This window comes from Salinibacterium sp. NYA9b, from assembly GCF_976973725.1.
Map to the genome: position 1 here is coordinate 1,224,279 of NZ_OZ333476.1, position 25,210 is coordinate 1,249,488.

Sequence of the window (25,210 nt, forward strand, 5' to 3'; positions counted from 1 at the left end):
TGCGACAGCGGTGTCGGCTAAACTCGGTTCTTGTGTCTGAACCCACCCCGATCACAGAACCAGCGGTAACCGCAGCGGTCGAAGCAGCTCTTGCTGCCATCGAATCCGCCGCGACAATGGCCGACCTCAAAACGGTGCGCGGCGCCCATCTTGCAGAGGGCTCGCCACTTGCGGCGCTCAACGCTCAGATGAAGAACGTCGCCCCCGCCGATCGCGCTACCTCCGGCAAGCTCATCGGAGCAGCACGCGGCCGCGTCAACGGCGCGTTTAGCGCCCGCGAGGCCGAGTTGGCGGTTGCGGAAGAGCAAGCCAAGCTCGCGGCTGAAGCCGTGGATGTCACGGCCGTAGCCACTCGCTATGTGAAGGGTGCCCGGCATCCGCTCAGCCTGCTCATGGAACACATGAGCGACATCTTCGTCGGCATGGGCTGGGAGGTCGCGGAAGGCCCTGAGCTCGAAAACGAGTGGTTCAACTTCGACGCGCTCAACTTCGACGAAGACCACCCTGCGCGGGCCATGCAAGACACGTTCTTCATCGACCCCGTCGACTCGCACTTGCTGTTGCGCACGCACACGAGCCCGGTTCAGATCCGCTCCCTGCTTGAGCGTCCTCTCCCGGTTTACGTTGTCGCGCCCGGACGCGTGTTCCGCACCGACGAACTCGATGCTACCCACACTCCCGTCTTCCACCAGTTGGAGGGCATCGCGATCGATAAGGGCCTCACCATGGCCAACCTGCGGGGCACGCTCGAGCACCTCGCTCGCGCGATGTTCGGCGACGGCGCCCAGATTCGACTGCGCCCCAACTACTTCCCCTTCACGGAGCCCAGCGCCGAAATGGACGTCTGGCAGCCCAACGCTAAGGGTGGCGCCCGCTGGGTGGAGTGGGGTGGCTGCGGCATGGTCAACCCCAACGTGCTGCGTGCGGCTGGCATCGACCCCGACGAGTACCAAGGCTTTGCTTTCGGTATGGGAATTGAGCGCACGCTGCAGTTCCGCAATGAAATGAATGACATGCGAGACATGGTCGAGGGCGATATTCGCTTCTCCCAGCAGTTCGGAATGGTGGTCTAATGAAAATTCCCATGAGTTGGTTGCGGGAATTCGTTGAGATCCCCGCAGACATTACCCACGAGCAGGTTCACGCTGCCCTCGTTAAAGTTGGTTTCGAAGAAGAAGACGTTCACGGCTTCGATATCTCTGGTCCCGTCGTCGTTGGCCAAGTTCTCGAGTTCGTCGGTGAACCCCAGTCCAATGGCAAGACCATCAACTGGTGCCAGGTCGACGTGGGCGAAGCCGAACCTCGCGGCATCGTCTGTGGAGCGCACAACTTCGTCGTCGGCGACAAGGTCGTAGTTACTCTGCCCGGCTCCGTGCTTCCCGGCCCGTTCCCGATCGCTGCGCGCAAGACCTACGGCCACGTCTCGGACGGCATGATCGCCTCCACGCGCGAGCTTGGTCTCGGAGACGAGCACGACGGCATCCTCGTTCTGTCCACGCTAGGTCTCGACCCTGAGGTCGGCACGAGCGCGATTGAACTGCTCGGCCTTGACGACTTCGCGGTAGAGATCAACGTCACGCCCGACCGCGGTTATGCGATGTCGCTGCGCGGCGTCGCTCGCGAATACGCTCTCTCGACTGGGGCGACCTTCACTGACCCTGCTGACGCTCCCACGATTACCGCGGCGAGCGGTTTCCCCGTGGTCATCGCTGATAACGCTCCCATTCGAGGGCGCGACGGCGTACGAGCCTTCGTTACCCGTGTCGTACGGAACGTGGATGTCACCAAGCCAACACCGTCGTGGATGATTACGCGGTTGACGCTTGCCGGCATCCGCTCGATCTCGCTCACTGTCGACATCACGAACTATGTGATGCTCGAGCTCGGGCAGCCGATTCACGCGTACGACCTCGACCGCGTAGCCGGTGGCCTCACGGTTCGCCGTGCTCAGGCGGGGGAGACCCTCACGACCCTCGACGACAAGTCGCGCACGCTCAATCCCGAAGACCTGCTCATCACCGATGAGTCCGGCCCCATCGGCTTGGCCGGCGTCATGGGCGGGGCAAGCACTGAAATTACGGATGCCTCCACCAACGTTCTGATTGAGGCAGCGAACTTCGAACCGATCTCGATCGCGCGCACGGCTCGTCGTCACAAGCTCGGCAGTGAAGCATCGCGTCGTTTCGAGCGCGGTGTTGACCCGTTGGTCGCTCCCGCGGCCGCAGCGCGCGTCGTCGAGCTGCTGGTCGAGTTGGGTGGCGGAACTGTCGACGAGCTCGGCAGCGACCTGCTCGCCGACCATGCTGCAGATGTCGTTGACCTGCCCGAGGGCTACGCTCAGGGCCTCATCGGTGTGAACTACTCCGCTGATGAGATCACCGATTCGCTTCAGGCAATTGGCGCTGAAGTCACGGTTACCGACACTGGCTGGAGCGTGACCCCTCCGAGTTGGCGTCCCGACCTCGGTGATAAGACCACGCTCGTCGAAGAAGTTGCCCGCATCGTGGGCTACGACCGTATTCCGGCTGTCCTGCCGGTAGCCCCTCCGGGCCGCGGGCTCACGCGCGCCCAGCGCTTGCGACGCACCGTCTCTAACAGCCTCGCGGCATCCGGCCTCACCGAGGTCTTGGCCTACCCGTTCATCTCTCAGCACTCAAACGATCTCTTTGGTTCGCCGGAAGCTGGGGGAGCGACCACGATCAAACTCGCGAACGCCTTGGACCCGGATGCCGCAACCCTGCGTCGTTCGTTGCTACCGGGCCTCGCAGCAATCGCGCACCGCAATGTCTCTCGCGGGCTCACGGACCTTGCTCTCTTTGAAGTCGGAACAGTGTTCCTGCCCGAAGCGGGCCACCGTTACGGAAGTACCTCGTTGCCGCTCGGCTATGAGCTGCCCAGCGACGCCGCTCTCGCCGAACTGCGCGCGAGCATCCCCGAACAGCCCTGGCACGTTGCCGCGCTGTTCCTCGGTGATGCTGTTACGCGCCAGCCGGGCCAGCAGCCACTCTCTCGCGGGCTTGCGGATGCTCTCGCCACGGTTCAGCAGCTGGCGGCAACTCTCTCGGTCGACATCGACGTCGTGACGGGGAGCCATCAGGCGATGCACCCCGGTCGCACCGCCGAGCTTCGCGTGGGCGACCACACGGTCGGCTATGCCGGCGAATTGCTTCCTGCTTTGGCTCTTGAACTCGATTTGCCGCGCGTTGTTGCGGTTCTTGAACTCGACCTCACCGTGCTGATCACGAGTGCTGCTGAAGATATCGCTGCGACGCCGATCATCTCCTACCCGGCCGCTACGCAAGATCTGTCTCTCGTGGTGCCGGTGGCTGTTCAGGCTGGCGAGTTGTTGGCCATCATTCGCGAGGGTGCAGGCGAACTTTTGGAGAACGTGCGGCTTGTCGATGACTACCGTGGCACCGGCATCCCGGAGTCACACAAGTCGCTGACTTTTGCGCTGCGTTTCCGTGCCAGCGACCGCACTCTCACTCAGGCAGAAGCGACCGATGCAAAGAACGCCGCGGTTGCTCTCGCCGGCGAACGCGTAGCCGCTGAGCTGCGCGAGTAACCGCCAGTTACGGCGAAAGCCGGTTGCCACTCGCTGAGTAGCAACCGGCTTTCTGTGTTTGTCGATTAGCCTGCCGTGCGCTCTGGGCACTACTCTATAAATGTGACCGACTCCCGCACTTGCAGCCAGCGATTCTCGCTGAGCTTTGTGGTGCCGTCTTCGCCGGTTCTCCGCGGGGCTGACGAGCGACGATAGGCGGAGTTTCGCCACAACCCACGAGGTCGTGTGTGATTCGCCGCCGCAAGTGTTCTCGATTCCGAACCCACTGAAGGTAATTCCATGTCAATTTCGGTCGCTGTGGCCGGTGCCAGCGGTTATGCCGGTGGCGAGCTTCTTCGCCTGCTGTCCACCCATCCTGAGTTCGATGTCACGACAGTGACCGCGTTTAGTAACGCCGGTCAGCGTCTCATCGATGTGCAACCGCACTTGCGGTCTCTCGCACACCTTGTTTTCCAGCCGACGGAGCCCGAAGTGCTCGCCGGCCACGATGTTGTTTTCTTTGCTCTGCCACACGGCAAGTCGGGAGCGTTGACGGCTGAGCTCAGCCCCGACACTCTCGTCGTTGACTGTGGGGCCGATCACCGCCTCACCAGTGAAGACGACTGGGCTGCGTTCTACGGCGGCGAGTTCTACGGTGCCTGGGACTACGGGATGCCCGAACTGCTGCACGCCGCCGGGGGAACGCAACGTCAAGTCCTCGCCGGTTCGAAGCGTATTGCGGTGCCCGGCTGCAACGTGACGGCCATCACGCTGGGATTAGCTCCCGGCATCCGTTCCGCGTTGATCGAGCCAGAAGATATTGTGGCCGTTCTTGCGGTTGGGCCTTCGGGAGCGGGCAAGAGCCTGAAAGTGAACCTCTTGGCGAGCGAGATGATGGGCTCTGCTTCGGCGTATGCCGTTGGTGGCACTCATCGCCACACTCCGGAGATCGCGCAGAACTTGAAGGTCGCCGGCGCGGAGACGGTGACGGTCTCGTTCACTCCCGTTCTCGTGCCCATGTCACGCGGCATCTTGGCGACCTCCACCGCGAAGCTCGCCGACGGGGTCACCGCAGCTCAGATTCGGGAAGCGTGGGAAACCGCGTATGCCGACGAGCCGTTCATCCATGTCCTCCCCGAAGGCCAGTTCCCGCGCACCGCTGATACGTTGGGCGCGAACACGGCCCTGATCGGGCTTGCGGTTGATGAAGCCGCTCGCCGTGTAGTCGTGGTCAGTGCAATCGACAATCTTGTTAAGGGCACCGCAGGCGCCGCCATTCAATCGACAAATATTGCGTTGGGCCTTGAGGAAACCCTCGGTCTGGCGCTGGACGGAGTAGCACCATGAGTGTCACATCAGCCGCAGGATTCGAAGCAGCCGGAGTCGAAGCGGGTCTCAAGGCGAGCGGTGGGCTCGACGTCGCCCTCGTCGTCAACCGTGGTCCACGCTTCGATGCAGCCGCCGTGTTCACGAGCAATCGTGCGCAGGCTCATCCCATCATCTGGTCCAAGCAGGTCATCGACGATGGCATCGCCACGGCGATCGCCCTCAACTCGGGCGGAGCCAACTGCTTCACGGGCCCGCAGGGTTTTCAGGTAACGCACGCTACGGCAGAGCACGTTGCTGAAGCGCTCGGGTCATCGGCGGGCGACATCCTCGTCTGTTCGACCGGTCTTATCGGCGAACCGCTTCCGCAAGACAAAGTGCTCGCCGGAATGTCGGCAGCGGTCAGTGCGCTCAGTGCTGACGGCGGCACCGACGCTTCGCTCGCGATCATGACCACAGACAGCAAGCCCAAAACTACTGTCGCGACCGGCACCGGCTACACCGTCGGCGGCATGGCCAAAGGGGCAGGGATGCTCGCGCCAGGCCTCGCGACAATGCTCGTAGTCATCACCACTGACGCCGTTGTCGCCGCAGCAGACCTTGACGCGGCCCTGCGGGAAGCCACTCGCGTGAGTTTCGACCGTCTCGACTCCGACGGCTGCATGTCGACCAACGACCAAGTAACACTGATGGCGTCCGGTGCCTCGGGCGTGACTCCGGATGCTGCAGAGTTTGCCGCACTTGTCACGAGCGTCTGCAGCGATCTGGCCGAACAACTGCAGGGCGATGCTGAGGGCGCAAGCCACGACATCCGCATCGAAGTTGTGGGCGCGCTCAGTGAAGACGACGCTGTTGTGGTCGGCCGTTCGGTTGCTCGCAATAATCTCTTCAAGGCCGCGATCTTCGGCAACGATCCCAACTGGGGCCGGGTGCTGGCTGCAATCGGAACCACGGATGCTGCCTTCGACCCCTACGCGGTCGATGTGTCGATGAACGGTGTGCGGGTCTGCCACGCGGGCGCCCCCGATCGTTCACGTGACGAGGTAGATCTCACGGGCCGTGCTGTGCACGTGCTGATCGATCTCGCGACGGGCGACGCCGAAGCGACCATCCTGACCAACGACCTCACGCACGATTACGTGCATGAGAACAGCGCGTACTCCAGCTGATGCCGGCTTTTACCCACGGCGCTGAACATGAGCAGGCCATGACCAAGGCGGGAGTGCTTATTGAGGCACTTCCGTGGTTGAAGCGTTTTCGCAACCGCATCATTGTGGTGAAGTTTGGCGGCAACGCCATGATCAACGACGAACTCAAGCGTGCCTTTGTGCAAGACATGGTTTATTTGCGTCTTGCTGGTGTTCGCCCCGTGATTGTTCACGGCGGCGGCCCCCAGATCACCAAGGAACTCAAGATTCGCGGTATCGAATCGGAGTTCCGTGCTGGTTACCGCGTGACGACAGAAGAGTCCATTGACGTGGTGCGGGATGTTCTCACCGACCAGGTGGGTGCAGAACTCGTTGATCTCATCAACGAGCACGGAGATCTTGCCAACGGTATTGCCGGTCATGAGCACTCTCTGTTCATCGGTGAGCGCATGATCAAGGAAATCGAAGGCAAGCGCGTCGATCTCGGACTCGTCGGTAACGTCACTGAGGTTGATCCTCAGCGCGTGCTCGACGTGTTGGCGAGTGACAACATCCCTGTTGTCTCCACGCTGGCTCAAGAAGCCGGCGAGATCGCCGATGATGCTTCGGGTTTGCTCAATGTGAACGCTGACTCTGCAGCGGCGGCGTTGGCGATTGCGCTCGACGCTGCCAAGCTCGTCATCCTCACGGATGTTGCTGGCTTGTACAGCGATTGGCCCAACCGCGAGTCGCTCGTCTCGATCATCAACACTGACGAGCTGCGTGAGCTGCTGCCGAGCCTCGAATCGGGCATGATCCCGAAGATGACCGCCTGCCTCGAAGCGGTGGATGCCGGAGTTCCGAAGGCCGCCATCATCGATGGTCGTGCCCCGCACTCGATCCTGCTCGAAGTATTCACGCAAGATGGAATTGGCACCGAGGTGGTACCCGCATGACTTGGAAAGATGACTACGCCCATCGCATGATGAACACGTTCGGTGTGCCGAAGGTGGAGCTCGTGCGCGGTGAAGGCTGCACCGTCTTCGATTCCGATGGCAAGCGCTACCTCGACTTTCTCGGCGGTATCGCGGTGAACTCCCTCGGCCACAATCACCCTGCCGTCGTGGGTGCGCTCACGAACCAAGCCAACCTACTTCACGTCTCGAACTTCTTCGCGACCGAACCGCAATTGGCACTCGCCGAACGTCTCCTTCGCATTTCTGGGGCGGGCGACGAAGGGCGCGTCTTCTTCGCTAACTCGGGCACCGAAGCCAACGAAGCGGCCGTTAAATTGGCGCGGCGCACTGGTCGCCCCCGCATCCTCTCGTTGAACGACTCGTTCCACGGTCGCTCGATCGGCGCGCTGTCGATCACGGGCAAGACTGCGCTTCGCGAACCCTTCGAACCACTGATGCCTAACGTTGATTTCATCGACACCACCATTGAGGCACTCGCCGCAGCGATCGGGCCGGATGTCGCAGCACTCTTCGTGGAGCCCATCAAGGGTGAAGCCGGCGTGCAACCGTTGCCCGAGGACTACCTCCAAGCAGCGCGAGAACTCACCACCCAACACGGTGTGCTGCTCATCGTCGACGAGATTCAGACCGGCGCCGGACGCACGGGAGACTGGTTTGGCTTCCAAGCGAGCGGCATTGTTCCTGACGCGATCACTCTCGCGAAGGGGATTGGCGGGGGAGTGCCTATTGGTGCTCTCGTGACCTTCGGGGCGGCATCCGCGCTCCTGCAGCCGGGTCAGCATGGCACCACTTTTGGCGGAAACCCGCTCGTGTGTGCCGTGAGCAACGCCGTGCTTGAGCACATCGAGAATGCTGATCTCGTCGCCAACGCTGCCGCGCGAGGCGTCGAGCTGCGCTCGGCTATCGACGCGATCGGCTCACCGCTGGTGAGTGAGTTGCGCGGTCGCGGTCTCCTGATCGGTATTGGGCTTTCGCAGCCCGTCGCTCAGCGAGTAGTGGCAGTGGCACTCGATCACGGGCTGATCGTCAACGCCCCCAACGAGTCGACAGTCCGACTCGCTCCGCCCCTCATTGTTGGCGATGCCGAAATCGCCGAATTCATTGACACGTTCAGCACGGTGCTGAACGAAGTAACCAACACAGCATCTACGGAGGCATCATGACCAGGCATTTTCTTCGTGACGATGACCTCAGCCCGGCTGAGCAACTCGAAATTCTCGATCTCGCCGAAAAAGTAAAAGCCGACCGTTGGGGGCGAAAGCCGCTAGCGGGTCCGCAGACCGTTGCTGTGATCTTCGACAAGTCGTCGACCCGCACGCGAGTGTCGTTCGCCGTCGGTATTGCCGACCTCGGTGGTTCGCCGCTCATCATTTCGACTGCCAACAGTCAGCTCGGCGGTAAGGAGACAGCCTCAGACACGGCTCGTGTTCTTGAGCGTCAGGTCGCCGCTATTGTCTGGCGCACCTATGGCCAAGAGGGACTCATTGAGATGGCGCACGGAACCCAGGTTCCCGTGATCAACGCTCTCAGCGACGAGTTCCACCCGTGCCAGTTGCTCGCTGACTTGCTCACGATCCGGGAACACAAGGGTGAGCTCAAGGGCTTGACCGTCACGTTCCTCGGTGATGGTGCGGACAACATGGTGCACTCCTACCTGCTCGCTGGCGCCACCGCGGGAATGCACGTGCGCATCGCGTGCCCCGAAGATTACCTACCGTTGGCGGATGTCGTCGCTGACGCGGAGAAGATCGCGGCATCCACGGGTGGTTCGATTTCAATTCTCACCGACGCGGCTGAAGCCGTGACGGGTGCGGATGTTGTTGTCACCGACACGTGGGTGTCGATGGGTAAAGAAGATGAGAAGGCCGCTCGCGTGGCTTCTCTTGGTGCATACAAGGTCGACACTGCGCTGATGGCGCTCGCTAAGCCAGACGCGATCTTCTTGCACTGCTTGCCTGCTGACCGCGGGTATGAGGTTGAGGCCGACGTGATCGACGGTCCGCAAAGTGTGATCTGGGATGAGGCAGAGAACCGCCTGCACGCCCAGAAGGCACTGATGATTTGGTTGCTCGAACAGGCTGCCTAGTTTTTGGCGGCATGAAGCCGCCGTTGTAGTTCCCTAAACTGATTCACGACGTCAAGGAGAAAAACATATGTCAGAACGCGTAGTTCTCGCCTACTCGGGCGGACTCGACACTTCAGTAGGTATCGGCTGGCTCAAGGACGCCACAGGCAAAGAGGTCGTCGCGCTCGCGATTGACGTCGGCCAGGGCGGCGAAAACATGGATGACATCCGTCAGCGCGCACTTGACTGTGGTGCTGTTGAGTCGATCGTTATCGATGCCAAAGATGAGTTCGCTGATGACTTCCTGATGCCAGCACTCAAGGCAAACGCGTTGTACCAGAAGCGTTACCCACTGGTTTCGGCTCTTAGCCGTCCGGTGATCTCGCGTCACCTTGCACTCACCGCCAAGGCTCTCGGCGCTGACAGCGTCGCTCACGGTTGCACCGGTAAGGGCAACGACCAGGTTCGCTTCGAGGCAGCTGTTGCGGCTCTCGCCCCCGACCTCACGAGCATCGCGCCGGTCCGCGACCTCGCGCTCACCCGTGACAAGGCGATCATCTACGCCGAAAAGCACAACCTTCCGATTCGCCAGTCCGCCGCGAGCCCCTACTCGATCGACAAGAACGTCTGGGGTCGCGCTGTCGAGACTGGATTCCTTGAGGACCCGTGGAACGCTCCGATTGAAGAGCTTTACGAGTACACCGCTGATCCTGCCGCTGGTCTGCCCGCCGACGAAGTGACCATCACTTTCGAAGCCGGAATTCCTGTCGCCATCGACGGCGTCGCGATGTCGGCTCTCGCCATCGTTGAGCACATGAATGCGCTCGCGGGCAAGCACGGCATCGGCCGCATCGACGTGGTCGAAGACCGCCTCATCGGTATCAAGAGCCGTGAGGTTTACGAAGCTCCCGGCGCGATGGCTCTTATCGCCGCCCACGAAGAGCTTGAGTCACTCACGATCGAGCGTGACCTTTCCCGTTACAAGCGTGGAGTTGAGGCCGAATGGTCGAACCTCGTGTACGACGGACTCTGGTATTCAGGTCTCAAGCGTTCACTTGACGCGTTCATCGACGACACCCAGCGCTATGTCAGCGGAGAAATCCGTATGACACTCCACGCTGGCCGTGCGGTACCGACTGGCCGCAAGTCAGAGCAGAGCCTCTACGACTTCAGCCTCGCCACCTACGACACCGGTGACACGTTTGACCAGTCGCTCGCTAAGGGCTTCATCGAACTCTGGTCACTGCCGAGCAAGATCTCGGCTCGTCGCGACGCAAAGCAGGGCTAATCATGGCGCAATCTGCCGAAACTGGTGAGGGACAACTCTGGGGAGCCCGCTTCGCAAGTGGCCCTTCACCTGAGCTTGCCCGGTTGAGCAAATCAACTCACTTCGACTGGCAGCTTGCGCAGTATGACCTCGCCGGTTCGCGAGCGCACGCTGTTGCGCTCGCGGCCGCGGGGTACCTCGACGATGTTGAGCTCGAAACGATGACGGATGCCCTGACATCGTTGAGTGCAGCGGTTGCCGATGGCAGTTTTACCGCCCTCGAATCCGAGGAAGACGTTCACGCCGCGCTCGAGCGTGGGCTCATCGAGCGTGCGGGGGCTGAGGTCGGAGGCAAGCTCCGTGCCGGACGCAGCCGCAACGACCAAATCGCCACTCTGGTGCGCATGTACCTGCTCGACCATGCGGGCGCAATTGCCGCGATGGTTGTCGACCTGATTGACGCCATTGTGGCGCAGGCTGAGAAGCACGATGCGGCCATCATGCCGGGTCGCACGCACCTCCAGCATGCTCAGCCAGTGCTGCTCGCGCATCATTTGCTCGCGCACGCGTGGCCTCTGGTGCGCACGCTCGAGCGCTTACGGGACTGGAAGGTTCGCGCATCCACATCGCCGTATGGTTCTGGTGCGCTTGCGGGCAGCACGTTGGGGCTCGATCCCGCGTTGGTTGCTCGGGAACTGGGGCTTGCTCGCCCCACCGAAAACTCGATCGATGCCACCGCGAGCCGGGATGTCGTGGCAGAGTTCGCGTTCATCACCGCGCAGCTCGGCATTGACATTTCGCGACTCAGTGAAGAGATCATTCTCTGGAACACGCGCGAGTTCGATTTCGTGCAGCTCGATGATGCGTATTCCACGGGGTCGTCGATCATGCCCCAGAAGAAGAACCCTGACATCGCTGAGCTTGCTCGGGGCAAGTCTGGTCGTCTTATCGGTAACCTCACGGGCCTGCTTGCCACGCTCAAGGCGTTGCCGCTCGCGTATAACCGCGATCTTCAGGAAGACAAAGAGCCCGTGTTCGACTCCGTCGAGACTCTCGAAGTGCTCTTGCCGGCGTTCACTGGCATGGTGGCAACGCTGCGCTTCAACACTGAGCGCATGGCCGAGCTTGCGCCTCAGGGGTTCTCCTTGGCGACGGATGTTGCTGACTGGCTGGTTCGCCAGCATGTTCCGTTCCGCGAGGCTCACGAAATCAGCGGTTCCCTCGTGCGTTTCTGTGAAGACAACTCGCTCGAACTCCACGAACCGACCGATGACGACTACGCCGCCATTTCACCTCACCTCACGGGTGATGTGCGCGCGGTTCTTACGGTCGAAGGCTCGGTGTCGAGCCGTGCCGGTGTTGGCGGAACTGCTCCCGTGCGCGTTGCGGAGCAGCGTGCCGAGCTCACCGAGCGTGTTCGCGTGCTCGCGTCTGCTCTCGATCCGCAGGTCATCCGCTAGACGTGTTCGAACTGCTCAGCAGGCCGGCGACTGAGGTTGCTCCGCTCTTGCTGGGTGCTGTCGTGCGCGTCGGTGAGGTCGCGGTGCGGCTCACCGAGGTCGAGGCGTACATGGGCGAAGTCGATCCTGGTTCTCACGCTTTTCGAGGGCCGGGCAAGCGCAATGCCGTCATGTACGGCCCGCCCGGCCATCTCTACACCTACTTCACCTACGGGATGCACACGTGCGCGAATGTGGTGTGCATGCCTGAGGGCGTCGCCTCAGGAATCCTTTTACGTGCTGGCGAAGTGATCGAGGGGATGGATGTCGCGGCCGAACGTCGCGCAACATCCAAGAAACCGGCTGACCTCGCTATGGGGCCGGCGCGACTCGCGGTGGCTCTGGGCATTCGGCTGGATGACGCGGGAACCAACCTGGAGTCGGGTCGTGTCCGCCTAGAACTGCCTCGGTCGCAGTCTCCGTTCAGCGTTGGTCCGCGCACGGGCGTTGCGGGTGCTGGCGGCGCCGACGAGTATCCGTGGCGCTTCTGGATTCCGGGGGAGCCGAGCGTTTCCCCGTATCGCCCCGCAGTGAAGCGCAAGCGCAGCTAGTGGCCCGCTTCACACCGCTAGAGCAGCGGATTGATGAGTGGGCGCACCGGCGTCTTGACCGCGTTCGCGATGGCGGTCCGCAGCATCCGCACGGTAGCGGTCGGGTCCAACCACAGCGCCTCCGCACGTGGGCTATCGAGTTCACGGTGTTCGTGCTCAAGCAAGCCTGGGCCTGCGTGTTCGGGGGAGCACTACTCGCCGTTCTCGTGCTCACGCGCCTCTGGTACCCCGAGTCGGCGTCCCTCGCCCGCAACGACTTTTTAGTGCTCGCGGCTCTCACCATCCAAGTTCTCATGGTTGTGTTCAAGCTGGAGACGCTGCGCGAACTGCGCGTGATCATCCTGTTCCACATCGTGGGCACCGTGATGGAAATTTTCAAGACGGATGCTGGATCCTGGACGTACGAGGGCGATGGTGTGCTGCACATCTTCGGCGTCCCGCTCTATAGCGGCTTCATGTATGCGGCGGTCGGCTCGTATATGGTGCGTGTGTTCCGCCTCTTCGAGCTTCGCTTCGATCGCTATCCGCGGCGCTGGATCACCGCGATCGTGGCCACGTTGATCTACATCAACTTCTTCAGCCACCATTTCATCGTCGACGTTCGGTGGTTCCTTTTCGCGGCCATCGTGGTGGTCTGGTGGCGCACCGTCATGCACGTCAGGGTGTCGCGGGCGCGGTTCCGGATGCCCGTGCTGGTCGCCTTCGTGTTGGTCTCGATCTTCATCTGGATCGCGGAGAACGTGGCAACCTGGTCGAATGCGTGGGTGTACCCGAATCAGTCGGACGGTTGGGAACTCGTATCGATCGCGAAGCTTGGTTCGTGGCTCCTGTTGATGATCGTCTCGGTGGTGCTCGTGACATGGGTCGAGAAGCCGCGGCCTCCCGAGTCGCTCAGCGAAATCGCTCAGCAGCAACCGTAGGCAGAAGACCCTCGAGCGGGTTTAGCGTCCGACGAGCAGCGCCGCGGTGCACAAGCCGGCCCACACCAGGCTCACGAGGGTGCCGATGATGAATCGTTCGCGCGCGGCCGCATTTTCCAGTTCGGCGAAACGACCGAGTCCTTTGATGGCGACAATGACGGCGATCGCGCCGGGCTGCCACACCATGAACGAGGCGATGAAGGCGAAGCGTTCGAGGTAACCGATCGTGGTTCCGCCGCGCAAGATTTCGCGTTCGGGCAGGGGCGAGTCGGCGTCGATCACGAGAATGCCGCCGTGCTCACCACGGGGCGCCGGATACGAGGCAAGCGAGAGCACGAGTGCCACGAGGGGGCTACCCGCAATGGTCGCGAGGGCGACGAGGGCTGCGCTGAGCAAGATGACGAGTCCAGAGGCATCACCCGGTAAAGGGTTTCCGGTCGATCCCAGAATGAGGGCAATTCCGACGGGCAGCAGTGAGACGGTGGCGAGCCAATACTTGTCGGTGCGGGCCGCAATCATGGATGCACCAATCGCTCCGATTGTGAGAACGAGTACCGCGATCCACCAGCCGATCATGACGTGCCTTCCTCTGCGCTGAGCGCGTTGTCGGTTACTACTCCACTGTGTGCTTTGTCGAGCAGGTTCGCAAGAGCTCGAACGGCATCTTCTTCGGTGCGTAGTCCGGCGACAAGCGCGCGCTGGCTGGCTGACTGTGGCGAGATGCCGAGTCGTTCAGCAGCATCGGCTTGAGTGATGCCGGTGCTGAGCAGGTCGTAGAGTTCCCAACCGTTGGCGGTGCGCCGGTTGCGCAGCAAAATCAACAGTTCGAGGAGCGGTTCGATGTCGTGAGCCAACTCGCTCGAGGGGTCGGATTCGACGGCGCATTTGGCTGGACTCTTTTTGGCGCGGTCGATGGCTTCGCGGGCGGCGAGAAAAGCGCGTCCGCTGGTCGCGCGCACAGTGGTTCCGTAGGGCAGCGGCACTGCTCCGATTCCGATTCCCACGCTCCACTGTTCCGTGCGGGTGAGTTCGAGCGTGATGTCGAGGGCGGCCTGTGCCGAGGTCAGCAGCATCTGGGCTTCGTCTCCGGCGGTGCGTTCGGCGGGCAGGGCGAGGTCATCCGCGCGCTCGATATTGATGCGCTGCAGGGTATGAGCCACGGCATCCGCGCTCCTGCGGCTGTTTCGTTGGTCTGCTGTAATCACGAACATAACTAAAGGCTACAGCATTGATTTCTCAACATCAGGTCCACAAGCCTGATTCCCCACAATCAGTGCCTCAGCATTGTGGATGCCGCCATTTTCGCTGCTCTCACCACTGCGGTATTAGGCACTACGGTTAATGACGTGTCAGCGACAGCATCAGAATCCCTCAGTACTCAGAACAACGACAGCTCCTTCGAGAGTCTGTGGCAAGAACTCACGTGGCGTGGCCTCGTGCATGTCTCCACCGACGCGGATGCCCTTGAGAAGCTTCTCGATGGCGACCCCATCACGTACTACTGCGGATTCGATCCCACGGCACCCAGTCTTCACCTGGGCAATCTCGTGCAACTGCTTCTGCTGCGCCGCCTTCAGCTGGCCGGCCACAAGCCCCTCGGGCTCGTCGGGGGAGCGACCGGTCTTATCGGCGACCCACGCCCCACGGCCGAGCGCACCCTCAACGACAACGAAACGGTCGCCGAGTGGGTCAGTTACTTGCAAGCCCAGGTCTCCAAGTTCTTGAGCACCGAGGGCGACAACGCGGTGCGGATGGTCAACAACCTCGACTGGACGGCGCCGATGAGCGCGATCGATTTTCTGCGCGATGTCGGCAAGTACTTCCGAGTCGGCACGATGATCAAGAAGGATGCCGTCAGCGCGCGCCTCAACAGCGACGCCGGTATCAGCTACACGGAGTTCAGCTACCAAGTCATGCAGGGCATGGACTTCTTGGAGCTCTACCGCAACTACGACTGCGTATTGCAGACCGGGGGCAGCGACCAGTGGGGCAACCTCACAAGCGGTAGCGACCTCATCCACAAGGCTGAGGGCGCGAGCGTTCACGCCATCGGTACCCCGCTCATCACCAACTCAGATGGCACCAAGTTCGGCAAGAGCGAAGGCAACGCCATTTGGCTCGACTCGAATATGACGAGTCCGTACGCGTTCTACCAGTTCTGGCTCAATACCGACGATGCGGATGTCATTGAGCGCGTGAAGATCTTCACGTTCTTGTCGCGCGATCAGATTACGGCCCTCAAGACCGCTGTCGCTGAGGCGCCGTTTAGGCGTGAAGCACAGAAGACTCTCGCGTACGAAGTCACGTCTCTCGTGCACGGTCGCGCGGCAACGGACGCGGCGATTGCTGCTTCTGCTGCTCTGTTCGGCCAGGGCGAATTGGCCTCGTTGGATGCCGACACTCTTGCCGCAGCATTGCGAGAACTTGCCCACGTCGAGACGGCAGCGGATGCGACGATCGTGCAGTTGCTCATCGACACGAAGCTGGTGTCGAGTGCGAGTGAAGCACGTCGCGCAATTTCGCAGGGCGGCGTTTACCTCAACAACGTTGCGGTAGCGGATGACCAAGCGACGGTTGGCGGCGATCTTCTCGCCGGAAACGTGGCGGTTCTCCGTCGCGGCAAGAAGACTCTCGCGGGAATCTTCGTCACTTCCTAGACCCAGGGCTGGCGCGGCTGAGTGTTCCCAGCCCGCCGGTGTCGTCCGATGGCCGTACCCTGATCGCATGTCACGCATTCTTTTCGAAACCGCGTCCACCCTCAACGGCTACCTTGCCGATGAGGCTGATTCTCTCGACTGGCTGTTAGCGGTGCCTAGTGACGAGGCGCCGGCGGTTGCGCCTACCGCGACAGTCCAGGTCGAGGGGTCGACCACCTACGAGTGGGTGCTCAAGCAAGAAGACCTGATTGCGCAGCCACACAAGTGGGCAGAGTATTTCGGCAACAAGCCGACCTTCGTGTTCACTACGCGTGATCTGCCTGTGCCGGAAGGTGCAGACGTGCGTTTCGTCCACGGCAGTGTTGCGGATGCCCTGCCCGCCATTCGCGAAGCGGCTGGTGATGGCGACATCTGGATCGTGGGTGGGGGAGAGCTCGCCGCCCAGTTCTTCGATGCCGGCGCTCTCGATGAGATCTCGATCTCGTTCGCTCCCGCGACGGTCATCGGTGGGGCGCCGCTTTTCCCTCGGATGCTGGGTTCTGATCGTCTGCGGTTGACGTCAGCTGCTGCTGTCGGTCAGTTCGCTCACCTGGTTTACGAAGTCCGGCCGCGGGAGTAGTTCACTCTGGTGCCCAGACGAAGGTCGTCGAAAACCATCACCCTTCACCGCAAGGTCTGACCACAGTGCAGTGTTTGCGGGCCCTCATCTTCGTGACACGCCCGGGATGCAGTCGGTGTTGGTGGGGCGTCGAGAATGCACGTAATGTTTCCTCTTGTCACCCCAAAGGTTCGGAAGTCCCGGGCAGTTCTGCTGCTAGGTTTCCGGCCTCAAGTGGGGGCCACCATCCTCTAAATCTGTTATAGTTTTAGTCCGGTCAGGTAGCGGAGTTCCTCATGTAGGTTCCGTCATCGGATCGTTGGATGTCTTCCCGCTTCACGCGTGTGTTGGTCTGTTGTTTGTGTGCCGTTCTGGTTCGCTTCATTGGATTTGACAGCAACGCTGAAGCTGGTAAGTTAGACAGGTTGCCTTTCGCTTTCAGCGGAGGTTGCCAACACAGGTTTTGAAAGCCCTGGGGTGAAGCCGTTTTGCGGTGGAGGTCAGGAGCGTCCGATCCTTGAGAACTCAACAGCGTGCACAATGTCAAATGCCAAAAACCCGACTGTGTTTATTGGAATTGTTCTAATCAGAACGGTTTCGTTTATGCAGCGGATTCCTTTGGAAAAAGATATAAACAACAAAGCAAGTCAGTATTGATTTGTTCTGTCAGTTTCAAACTTGTTGCCTCGACACCCTATTCCGGGTGCGGGTGACGCAAGATGTGCATTGATGGGCTTCGGCTTGTTGGTGCAATCAAACATTTATGGAGAGTTTGATCCTGGCTCAGGATGAACGCTGGCGGCGTGCTTAACACATGCAAGTCGAACGATGAAGCCGGAGCTTGCTCTGGTGGATTAGTGGCGAACGGGTGAGTAACACGTGAGTAACCTGCCCTTGACTCTGGAATAAGCGTTGGAAACGACGTCTAATACCGGATACGAGCTTCAGCCGCATGGCTAGGAGCTGGAAAGAATTTCGGTCAAGGATGGACTCGCGGCCTATCAGGTAGTTGGTGAGGTAATAGCTCACCAAGCCTACGACGGGTAGCCGGCCTGAGAGGGTGACCGGCCACACTGGAACTGAGACACGGTCCAGACTCCTACGGGAGGCAGCAGTGGGGAATATTGCACAATGGGCGCAAGCCTGATGCAGCAACGCCGCGTGAGGGACGACGGCCTTCGGGTTGTAAACCTCTTTTAGTAGGGAAGAAGCGAAAGTGACGGTACCTGCAGAAAAAGCACCGGCTAACTACGTGCCAGCAGCCGCGGTAATACGTAGGGTGCAAGCGTTATCCGGAATTATTGGGCGTAAAGAGCTCGTAGGCGGTTTGTCGCGTCTGCTGTGAAAACTGGGGGCTCAACCCCCAGCCTGCAGTGGGTACGGGCAGACTAGAGTGCGGTAGGGGAGATTGGAATTCCTGGTGTAGCGGTGGAATGCGCAGATATCAGGAGGAACACCAATGGCGAAGGCAGATCTCTGGGCCGTTACTGACGCTGAGGAGCGAAAGCATGGGGAGCGAACAGGATTAGATACCCTGGTAGTCCATGCCGTAAACGTTGGGAACTAGATGTAGGGGCCATTCCACGGTTTCTGTGTCGCAGCTAACGCATTAAGTTCCCCGCCTGGGGAGTACGGCCGCAAGGCTAAAACTCAAAGGAATTGACGGGGGCCCGCACAAGCGGCGGAGCATGCGGATTAATTCGATGCAACGCGAAGAACCTTACCAAGACTTGACATATACGAGAACGGGCTAGAAATAGTTCACTCTTTGGACACTCGTAAACAGGTGGTGCATGGTTGTCGTCAGCTCGTGTCGTGAGATGTTGGGTTAAGTCCCGCAACGAGCGCAACCCTCGTTCTTTGTTGCCAGCACGTAATGGTGGGAACTCAAAGGAGACTGCCGGGGTCAACTCGGAGGAAGGTGGGGATGACGTCAAATCATCATGCCCCTTATGTCTTGGGCTTCACGCATGCTACAATGGCCGATACAAAGGGCTGCAATACCGCGAGGTGGAGCGAATCCCAAAAAGTCGGTCTCAGTTCGGATTGAGGTCTGCAACTCGACCTCATGAAGTCGGAGTCGCTAGTAATCGCAGATCAGCAACGCTGCGGTGAATACGTTCCCGGGCCTTGTACACACCGCCCGTCAAGTCATGAAAGTCGGTAACACCCGAAGCCAGTGGCCTAACCCGCAAGGGGAGGAGCTGTCGAAGGTGGGATTGGTAATTAGGACTAAGTCGTAACAAGGTAGCCGTACCGGAAGGTGCGGCTGGATCACCTCCTTTCTAAGGAGCACGTGCAACTCGTTTTCTCGTCTCTGCGGTATACACAGAGTTAGTGGGGAACGAATTTATGTTGCCGAGTCGTACCAGCCTGTTCGGGTTGGACGGCGCTCATGGGTGGAACATTGACATTGTGATCAGAGGAACTGTTATTTCTTTAGTACGCCGGCTTGCCGGTTGGAACGAGGGGTTTCAGGGGTGCTGGTCTTTGCACGTTGTTGGGTCCTGAGGGACCGGCCACGGACTGTGATGGTTCGTGTTCGTACCTTAGGGCCGTGAACACCTGTCAAGGGTGTTTGGGTCTAACGGATCCTGGTACTGCTTCCCTTTGGGGTTGTGGTGGAGGATACCGCCCGTATTTTGAGAACTACACAGTGGACGCGAGCATCTTAGATCTGACCGAAAGGTCGGATCACAAGAAATAAACGATGACCCTCACAGCTTTGGTTGTGGGGAATAATTCATTGGTCAATCTCGGCACTTAGGTGTCGCGATCGATTCTTATACTCATGTGATATCAATTTTCTAAGAGCAAACGGTGGATGCCTTGGCATCTGGAGCCGAAGAAGGACGTATAAATCTGCGATAAGCCTCGGGGAGCTGATAATAGAGCTTTGATCCGAGGATTTCCGAATGGGGAAACCCCGCTGGGCGTTGCAAGACGACTCAGTGACTCCCGCCTGAATATATAGGGCGGGTAGAGGGAACGTGGGGAAGTGAAACATCTCAGTACCCACAGGAAGAGAAAACAACCGTGATTCCGTTAGTAGTGGCGAGCGAAACCGGAAGAGGCCAAACCGATCATGTGTGATAGCCGGCAGGCGTTGCATGGTCGGGGTAGTGGGACTTTTCAGCTGTTACTGCCGTACAGCAAGGATTACAAAGTGATATAGACGAATGGGATTGAAAGCCCAGCCATAGACGGTGCCAGCCCGGTAGTCGAAATGTTGCAATGGTCCGAAGAGTATCCCAAGTAGCACGGGGCCCGAGAAATCCCGTGTGAATCTGTCAGGACCACCTGATAAGCCTAAATACTTCCAGATGACCGATAGCGGACAAGTACCGTGAGGGAAAGGTGAAAAGTACCCCGGGAGGGGAGTGAAATAGTACCTGAAACCGTTTGCTTACAAACCGTTGGAGCAGCCTTAGTAGCTGTGACAGCGTGCCTTTTGAAGAATGAGCCTGCGAGTTAGTGATCAGTGGCGAGGTTAACCCGTGTGGGGCAGCCGTAGCGAAAGCGAGTCTTAATAGGGCGTTTTAGTCGCTGGTTCTAGACCCGAAGCGAAGTGATCTATCCATGGCCAGGTTGAAGCGTGTGTAAGAGCACGTGGAGGACCGAACCCACTTAGGTTGAAAACTGAGGGGATGAGCTGTGGATAGGGGTGAAAGGCCAATCAAACTTCGTGATAGCTGGTTCTCTCCGAAATGCATTTAGGTGCAGCGTTGCGTGTTTCTTGCCGGAGGTAGAGCTACTGGATAGCTGATGGGCCCTAAAAGGTTACTGACGTTAGCCAAACTCCGAATGCCGGTAAGTGAGAGCGCAGCAGTGAGACGGTGGGGGATAAGCTTCATCGTCGAGAGGGTAACAGCCCAGACTACCAACTAAGGTCCCCAAGCGTGTGCTAAGTGGGAAAGGATGTGGAGTTGCATAGACAACCAGGAGGTTGGCTTAGAAGCAGCCACCCTTGAAAGAGTGCGTAATAGCTCACTGGTCAAGTGATTCCGCGCCGACAATGTAACGGGGCTCAAGCACACCACCGAAGTTGTAGATTTCGTATTTTAGGTAAGCCTTCGTGGTTCAGCCGTACGGAGTGGTAGGAGAGCGTCGTGTGGCGAGTGAAGCGGCGGTGTAAACCAGCCGTGGACGCTACACGAGTGAGAATGCAGGCATGAGTAGCGAAAGACGGGCGAGAAACCCGTCCTCCGAATGATCAAGGGTTCCAGGGCCAGGCTAATCCGCCCTGGGTAAGTCGGGACCTAAGGCGAGGCCGACAGGCGTAGTCGATGGACAACGGGTTGATATTCCCGTACTGACGAAGAACCGCCCAAACCAATCCAGTAATGCTAAGTATCTGAATCCCCTAGACCAATCCCTTCGGGGTGAGGCGTGGGGCCTAGCGTACGACCCTATTCTGGTGCGGTTAGCGTATTAACAGGTGTGACGCAGGAAGGTAGCTGAGCCGGGCGATGGTTGTCCCGGTCTAAGAATGTAGGCCGAGAGATAGGCAAATCCGTCTCTCATTACGGCTGAGACTCGATGGGTAGTCCTCACGGACGAAATCAGTGATCCTATGCTGCCAAGAAAAGCATCGACGCGAGGTTCAAGTTACCCGTACCCCAAACCGACTCAGGTGATCAGGTAGAGAATACTAAGGAGATCGAGAGAATCGTGGTTAAGGAACTCGGCAAAATGCCCCCGTAACTTCGGGATAAGGGGGGCCTAAGGCGTGAACGGACTTGCTCCGGGAGCGCTGCAGGGCCGCAGAGACCAGTGGGAAGCGACTGTTTACTAAAAACACAGGTCCGTGCTAAGTCGCAAGACGATGTATACGGACTGACGCCTGCCCGGTGCTGGAAGGTTAAGAGGAACGGTTAGCCGTAAGGCGAAGCTGTGAATTTAAGCCCCAGTAAACGGCGGTGGTAACTATAACCATCCTAAGGTAGCGAAATTCCTTGTCGGGTAAGTTCCGACCTGCACGAATGGCGTAACGACTTCCCAGCTGTCTCAACCGCGAACTCGGCGAAATTGCACTACGAGTAAAGATGCTCGTTACGCGCAGAAGGACGGAAAGACCCCGTGACCTTTACTATAGCTTTGTATTGGTGTTCGGTGTGGCCTGTGTAGGATAGGTGGGAGACTGTGAAGCTTGGACGCTAGTTCAGGTGGAGTCATTGTTGAAATACCACTCTGGTCATATTGGATATCTAACTTCGAACCGTAATCCGGTTCAGGGACAGTGCATGGTGGGTAGTTTAACTGGGGCGGTTGCCTCCCAAAAAGTAACGGAGGCGCCCAAAGGTTCCCTCAACCTGGTTGGTAATCAGGTGTCGAGTGTAAGTGCACAAGGGAGCTTGACTGTGAGACTGACAAGTCGAGCAGGGACGAAAGTCGGGACTAGTGATCCGGCAGTGGCTTGTGGAAGCGCTGTCGCTCAACGGATAAAAGGTACCTCGGGGATAACAGGCTGATCTTGCCCAAGAGTCCATATCGACGGCATGGTTTGGCACCTCGATGTCGGCTCGTCGCATCCTGGGGCTGGAGTAGGTCCCAAGGGTTGGGCTGTTCGCCCATTAAAGCGGTACGCGAGCTGGGTTTAGAACGTCGTGAGACAGTTCGGTCCCTATCCTCTGCGCGCGCAGGAAATTTGAGAAGATCTATCCCTAGTACGAGAGGACCGGGATGGACGAACCTCTGGTGTGTCAGTTGTTCCGCCAGGAGCACCGCTGATTAGCTACGTTCGGAATGGATAACCGCTGAAAGCATCTAAGCGGGAAGCCAGCTTCGAGATGAGATTTCCATGGCTTAGGCCGAGAGACTCGCAGCTAGACTACTGCGTTGATAGGCTGGATGTGGAAGCAGGGACTAACGACCTGTGGAGCTGACCAGTACTAATAAGTCGATAAATTGATAACACCCCACCTCACTGGGCGACCTTAGGGTTGTCGAATGGTGACTGAGAAGAATTCTCGCGTCCACTTTGTGGTTCCCGATTTACGGTCGGGAACTGCGCCCAGCACACACTGCTGAGCACCCACCTCGGTGGAATGCTCTTCAATGTGAACTGGCCCAGACTGATACATAAATCAATAGTGTTTCGGCGGCCATAGCGAGAGGGAAACGCCCGGTTACATTCCGAACCCGGAAGCTAAGACTCTCTGCGCCGATGGTACTGCAAGGGGGACCTTGTGGGAGAGTAGGACACCGCCGGACTTCAATTGTAAAATAGCCACCACTGTGTTTCATAGACACAGCTGGTGGCTATTTTGCGTTAAGTCCCCACCCTAAAATCAGGAGCAACGAATGACCGATTCCTCAGAAAATGACGGCCGGCAAGACAGCCGACCCCACGGGAACCGCTCTGGCGCGCCCCGATCTGGAGGACGCCCCACAGGTGGACGTCCGGGTGAGGGACGACCAAGCGATGGAAGACCACGCCGCGACAACGCCGCTGGTGGACCCGCACGCGGAAAGCCAGCATCCGGCTCCGACCGCCCTTGGCGCAACAAGCCTGAGGGTGACGACCGCCGTCCACGCCGCGATGCCGCCGGTGACCGCGATGGTCGCCCGCAGCGCTCCGGCGATAGCGACTCGCGTCCACCACGTTCCGGTGACCGTGACCGCGACTCGCGTCCACCACGTTCCGGGGACCGCGATAGCCGTCCGCAGCGTTCCGGCGATCGTCCCGATAGGGGAGACCGGCCGGCACGCCCGTTCCGTTCCGATGGCTCAGGGCGCCCAGAGCGCGGCGGACGTCCCGACCGCGGATCCGATCGCCGTGGTGGCCCCGACGAGAAACGACTCTGGACCAAGGGCGGAGCGCCCGCACGCGGAGACCGCGATGCAAGCGAACGTGAGCCTGAAGAGGATCGCGATCCCTTCGGCATCCGCTCGGTTCGGGCCTACCACCAGGCTCCCGAGATTCCCGAGGGCGTTACGCCCAAAATGCTTGACCGGGTTGCTTCGAACGAACTCAAGACCCTCAGTAAAGAGAACGCCGAGGGTGTCGCCCTTCACCTGGTAATGGTGTCGCGCCTCATCGAAGAAGACCCTGAACTTGCTCATCAGCACGCTATTTCTGCTGCGCGCCGTGCAGGCCGCATCGGAGTTGTTCGCGAGACTCTCGCCATCACCGCCTATGCGACTGGCGACTACGCTTTGGCGTTACGCGAATTGCGTACGTACCGTCGCATTACTGGTCGTGACGACCAGTTGCCGATGATGGTCGATAGCGAGCGCGGACTCGAGCGCCCGGAACGGGCCCTCGAGCTTGGTCGCTCGGTGAAGCGCAGCACGCTGTCTTCGGCCGTCCAAGCTGAGCTTGCTATTGCCATGTCGGGAGCACGCCTCGACCTCGGCCATGCAGAAGAAGCGCTCGTTGAGTTGCAGATTCCGCAGCTCGACCCCGATAAGGCCTTCACCTACAGCCCTGCCTTGTTCGGCGCCTATGGCACCGTGCTCGAAGAGCTCGGCCGTGACGATGAAGCGGCCATCTGGTTTGCTCGCGCGGATGTCGCAGAAGCGGCGCTCGGCGACGACGAAGACGCCACAATCGAAGTCATTGAAGAAGAGCTCGAATTCGAGGCATCCGGCGACACCGCAGTAGAAGTTGAGGATGCAAATGGGCCTCTGGAAGTCACTAATGAAACTGACGGGAACGACGACGGAAACGACGAGCGTGTCAGCTAGGACACCTCTCACGGGCGTCGCGCTCGTACTCGCGGACCTTGATGGAGTTATCTATCGCGGTCCGGATGCGATTCCGTATGCCGTCGAGAGCATGAACGCGATCGATGGCCCGCAAGTTGCCTACATTACGAACAATGCGTCGCGCACCGACGCATCCGTTGCTGAGCACTTGAGCGAACTCGGACTGACCGTGGAACCGCGGGACGTGGTGACCTCGCCTCAAGCGGCCATGGGCCTGCTGCGCGCTATCGTTCCTGCCGGTTCGACCATCATGGTTGTTGGCGGCGACGGCCTGACGAACGAGCTTGAAAAGTCAGGCTTCGTGGTCACCCGGTCGGCTGATGATTCGCCGGCGGCCGTCGTGCAAGGCTTCGCTCCGCATGTGGGGTGGAAAGATCTCGCAGAAGCATCGTTCGCCCTCAAGGGTGGCGACGCCGGCATCCCCTGGATTGCCACCAACACCGACTGGACGATTCCCCAGGCTCGCGGAACAGCGCCCGGCAACGGCACCCTCGTGTCAGCAGTGCATTCCGCCGTTGGGCGTTTGCCGATCGTCGCTGGCAAGCCAGAAGTGGCCATCTTCGAGGAGGCCTTTGCTCGTTACGAGTCACGCGAAGCGTTGATGATTGGCGACCGCCTCGACACCGACATTCTCGGGGCTAACAGGGCCGGCATCCCGTCGCTTCTCGTTCTGACCGGCATTGACCAAGCAAAGCAAGTGCTGGCGTGTATCCCGGATGAGCGACCGACGATGATCGTTGATGATCTGCGTGGGCTGCATGAGCCCTATCCAGAAACGATCGTCACGCAGGGCGGCGCCGCAGTGATGACGACGGTGGGAACGGCGACGGTGCGCCTTGAAGGGCAACGGTTGACCGTGACGTCGGCCGGAACATCCATCGACCGATTGCGTGCCGGCGCAGCAGCAATTTGGAACTCGGGGAGCGCCATCTACGCCCTTGAAGTGCCAGCGGAGCTATATTCATGAGC

17 protein-coding genes and 3 rRNA genes are annotated in these 25,210 nt (G+C 59.7%); 18 read left to right on the forward strand and 2 right to left on the reverse strand.

The window, feature by feature from the left end:
* Window positions 1-32 precede the first annotated feature (32 nt).
* From pheS to ACWFSR_RS05860, 11 genes are all read left to right on the forward strand, one after another.
* The gene (gene pheS, locus ACWFSR_RS05810) at window positions 33-1,073 is read left to right on the forward strand and encodes a phenylalanine--tRNA ligase subunit alpha (RefSeq protein WP_197108645.1); all 1,041 of its coding nucleotides are present in this window, start codon (window positions 33-35) and stop codon (window positions 1,071-1,073) included.
* Complete coding sequence (gene pheT / locus ACWFSR_RS05815) at window positions 1,073-3,565, forward strand: phenylalanine--tRNA ligase subunit beta (RefSeq protein WP_447523301.1); 2,493 nt, start codon at window positions 1,073-1,075, stop codon at window positions 3,563-3,565. The genes pheS and pheT overlap by 1 nt, the downstream gene beginning before the upstream one ends.
* A 279-nt stretch (window positions 3,566-3,844) precedes the next feature.
* On the forward strand, window positions 3,845-4,891 hold the full coding sequence (gene argC, locus ACWFSR_RS05820; RefSeq protein WP_197110591.1) for an N-acetyl-gamma-glutamyl-phosphate reductase: 1,047 nt from the start codon (window positions 3,845-3,847) through the stop codon (window positions 4,889-4,891).
* Complete coding sequence (gene argJ, locus ACWFSR_RS05825; RefSeq protein ID WP_197108639.1) at window positions 4,888-6,039, forward strand: bifunctional glutamate N-acetyltransferase/amino-acid acetyltransferase ArgJ; 1,152 nt, start codon at window positions 4,888-4,890, stop codon at window positions 6,037-6,039. Before argC ends, argJ begins: the two co-directional genes overlap by 4 nt.
* Complete coding sequence (gene argB / locus ACWFSR_RS05830) at window positions 6,039-6,953, forward strand: acetylglutamate kinase (RefSeq protein ID WP_100390107.1); 915 nt, start codon at window positions 6,039-6,041, stop codon at window positions 6,951-6,953. The genes argJ and argB overlap by 1 nt, the downstream gene beginning before the upstream one ends.
* Window positions 6,950-8,137 carry an acetylornithine transaminase gene (locus ACWFSR_RS05835; protein WP_447523302.1) on the forward strand — a complete coding sequence of 396 codons (1,188 nt, stop codon included), beginning with the start codon at window positions 6,950-6,952 and terminating at the stop codon, window positions 8,135-8,137. The genes argB and ACWFSR_RS05835 overlap by 4 nt, the downstream gene beginning before the upstream one ends.
* Complete coding sequence (gene argF, locus ACWFSR_RS05840; protein WP_197126615.1) at window positions 8,134-9,060, forward strand: ornithine carbamoyltransferase; 927 nt, start codon at window positions 8,134-8,136, stop codon at window positions 9,058-9,060. Before ACWFSR_RS05835 ends, argF begins: the two co-directional genes overlap by 4 nt.
* A 67-nt stretch (window positions 9,061-9,127) precedes the next feature.
* Entirely contained in the window at window positions 9,128-10,327 is a 1,200-nt protein-coding gene (locus tag ACWFSR_RS05845) for an argininosuccinate synthase (protein WP_010205232.1), read from the forward strand.
* Between the two features lie 2 nt (window positions 10,328-10,329).
* A complete protein-coding gene (gene argH, locus ACWFSR_RS05850) occupies window positions 10,330-11,766 on the forward strand; it encodes an argininosuccinate lyase (RefSeq protein ID WP_197108625.1) in 1,437 nt (478 codons plus the stop codon).
* Window positions 11,767-11,768: 2 nt separating this feature from the next.
* Window positions 11,769-12,356, forward strand: coding sequence for a DNA-3-methyladenine glycosylase (locus ACWFSR_RS05855; protein ID WP_447523303.1), 588 nt, complete (start codon window positions 11,769-11,771; stop codon window positions 12,354-12,356).
* Window positions 12,356-13,276: a DUF817 domain-containing protein gene (locus ACWFSR_RS05860; protein ID WP_447523304.1), complete on the forward strand. Its 921-nt coding sequence runs from the start codon at window positions 12,356-12,358 to the stop codon at window positions 13,274-13,276. The genes ACWFSR_RS05855 and ACWFSR_RS05860 overlap by 1 nt, the downstream gene beginning before the upstream one ends.
* 21 nt (window positions 13,277-13,297) lie before the next feature.
* On the opposite strand, the gene ACWFSR_RS05865 is transcribed toward ACWFSR_RS05860, so the two are convergent.
* Complete coding sequence (locus tag ACWFSR_RS05865) at window positions 13,298-13,852, reverse strand: hypothetical protein (RefSeq protein WP_447523305.1); 555 nt, start codon at window positions 13,850-13,852, stop codon at window positions 13,298-13,300.
* Entirely contained in the window at window positions 13,849-14,436 is a 588-nt protein-coding gene (locus ACWFSR_RS05870; protein ID WP_307783994.1) for a DNA-binding protein, read from the reverse strand. The genes ACWFSR_RS05865 and ACWFSR_RS05870 overlap by 4 nt, the downstream gene beginning before the upstream one ends.
* Window positions 14,437-14,622: 186 nt before the next feature.
* Here ACWFSR_RS05870 and tyrS point away from each other — a divergent pair, with 186 nt between their 5' ends.
* From tyrS to ACWFSR_RS05905, 7 genes are all read left to right on the forward strand, one after another.
* The gene (gene tyrS / locus ACWFSR_RS05875; protein WP_447523306.1) at window positions 14,623-15,933 is read left to right on the forward strand and encodes a tyrosine--tRNA ligase; all 1,311 of its coding nucleotides are present in this window, start codon (window positions 14,623-14,625) and stop codon (window positions 15,931-15,933) included.
* A gap of 67 nt (window positions 15,934-16,000) precedes the next feature.
* Complete coding sequence (locus ACWFSR_RS05880; protein WP_447523307.1) at window positions 16,001-16,552, forward strand: dihydrofolate reductase family protein; 552 nt, start codon at window positions 16,001-16,003, stop codon at window positions 16,550-16,552.
* A 739-nt stretch (window positions 16,553-17,291) separates the two neighbouring features.
* Window positions 17,292-18,816 (forward strand): 16S ribosomal RNA (locus ACWFSR_RS05885).
* Window positions 18,817-19,328: 512 nt separating this feature from the next.
* Window positions 19,329-22,446 (forward strand): 23S ribosomal RNA (locus ACWFSR_RS05890).
* A gap of 181 nt (window positions 22,447-22,627) precedes the next feature.
* Window positions 22,628-22,744, forward strand: a 5S ribosomal RNA gene (rrf, locus tag ACWFSR_RS05895).
* The 16S, 23S and 5S rRNA genes sit together here, the layout of an rRNA operon.
* Before the next feature lie 90 nt (window positions 22,745-22,834).
* The gene (locus ACWFSR_RS05900) at window positions 22,835-24,220 is read left to right on the forward strand and encodes a hypothetical protein (RefSeq protein ID WP_447523308.1); all 1,386 of its coding nucleotides are present in this window, start codon (window positions 22,835-22,837) and stop codon (window positions 24,218-24,220) included.
* Window positions 24,174-25,208 (forward strand): HAD-IIA family hydrolase, encoded by a 1,035-nt coding sequence (locus ACWFSR_RS05905; protein ID WP_447523309.1) that lies wholly within the window; start codon window positions 24,174-24,176, stop codon window positions 25,206-25,208. Before ACWFSR_RS05900 ends, ACWFSR_RS05905 begins: the two co-directional genes overlap by 47 nt.
* Window positions 25,209-25,210 lie beyond the last annotated feature (2 nt).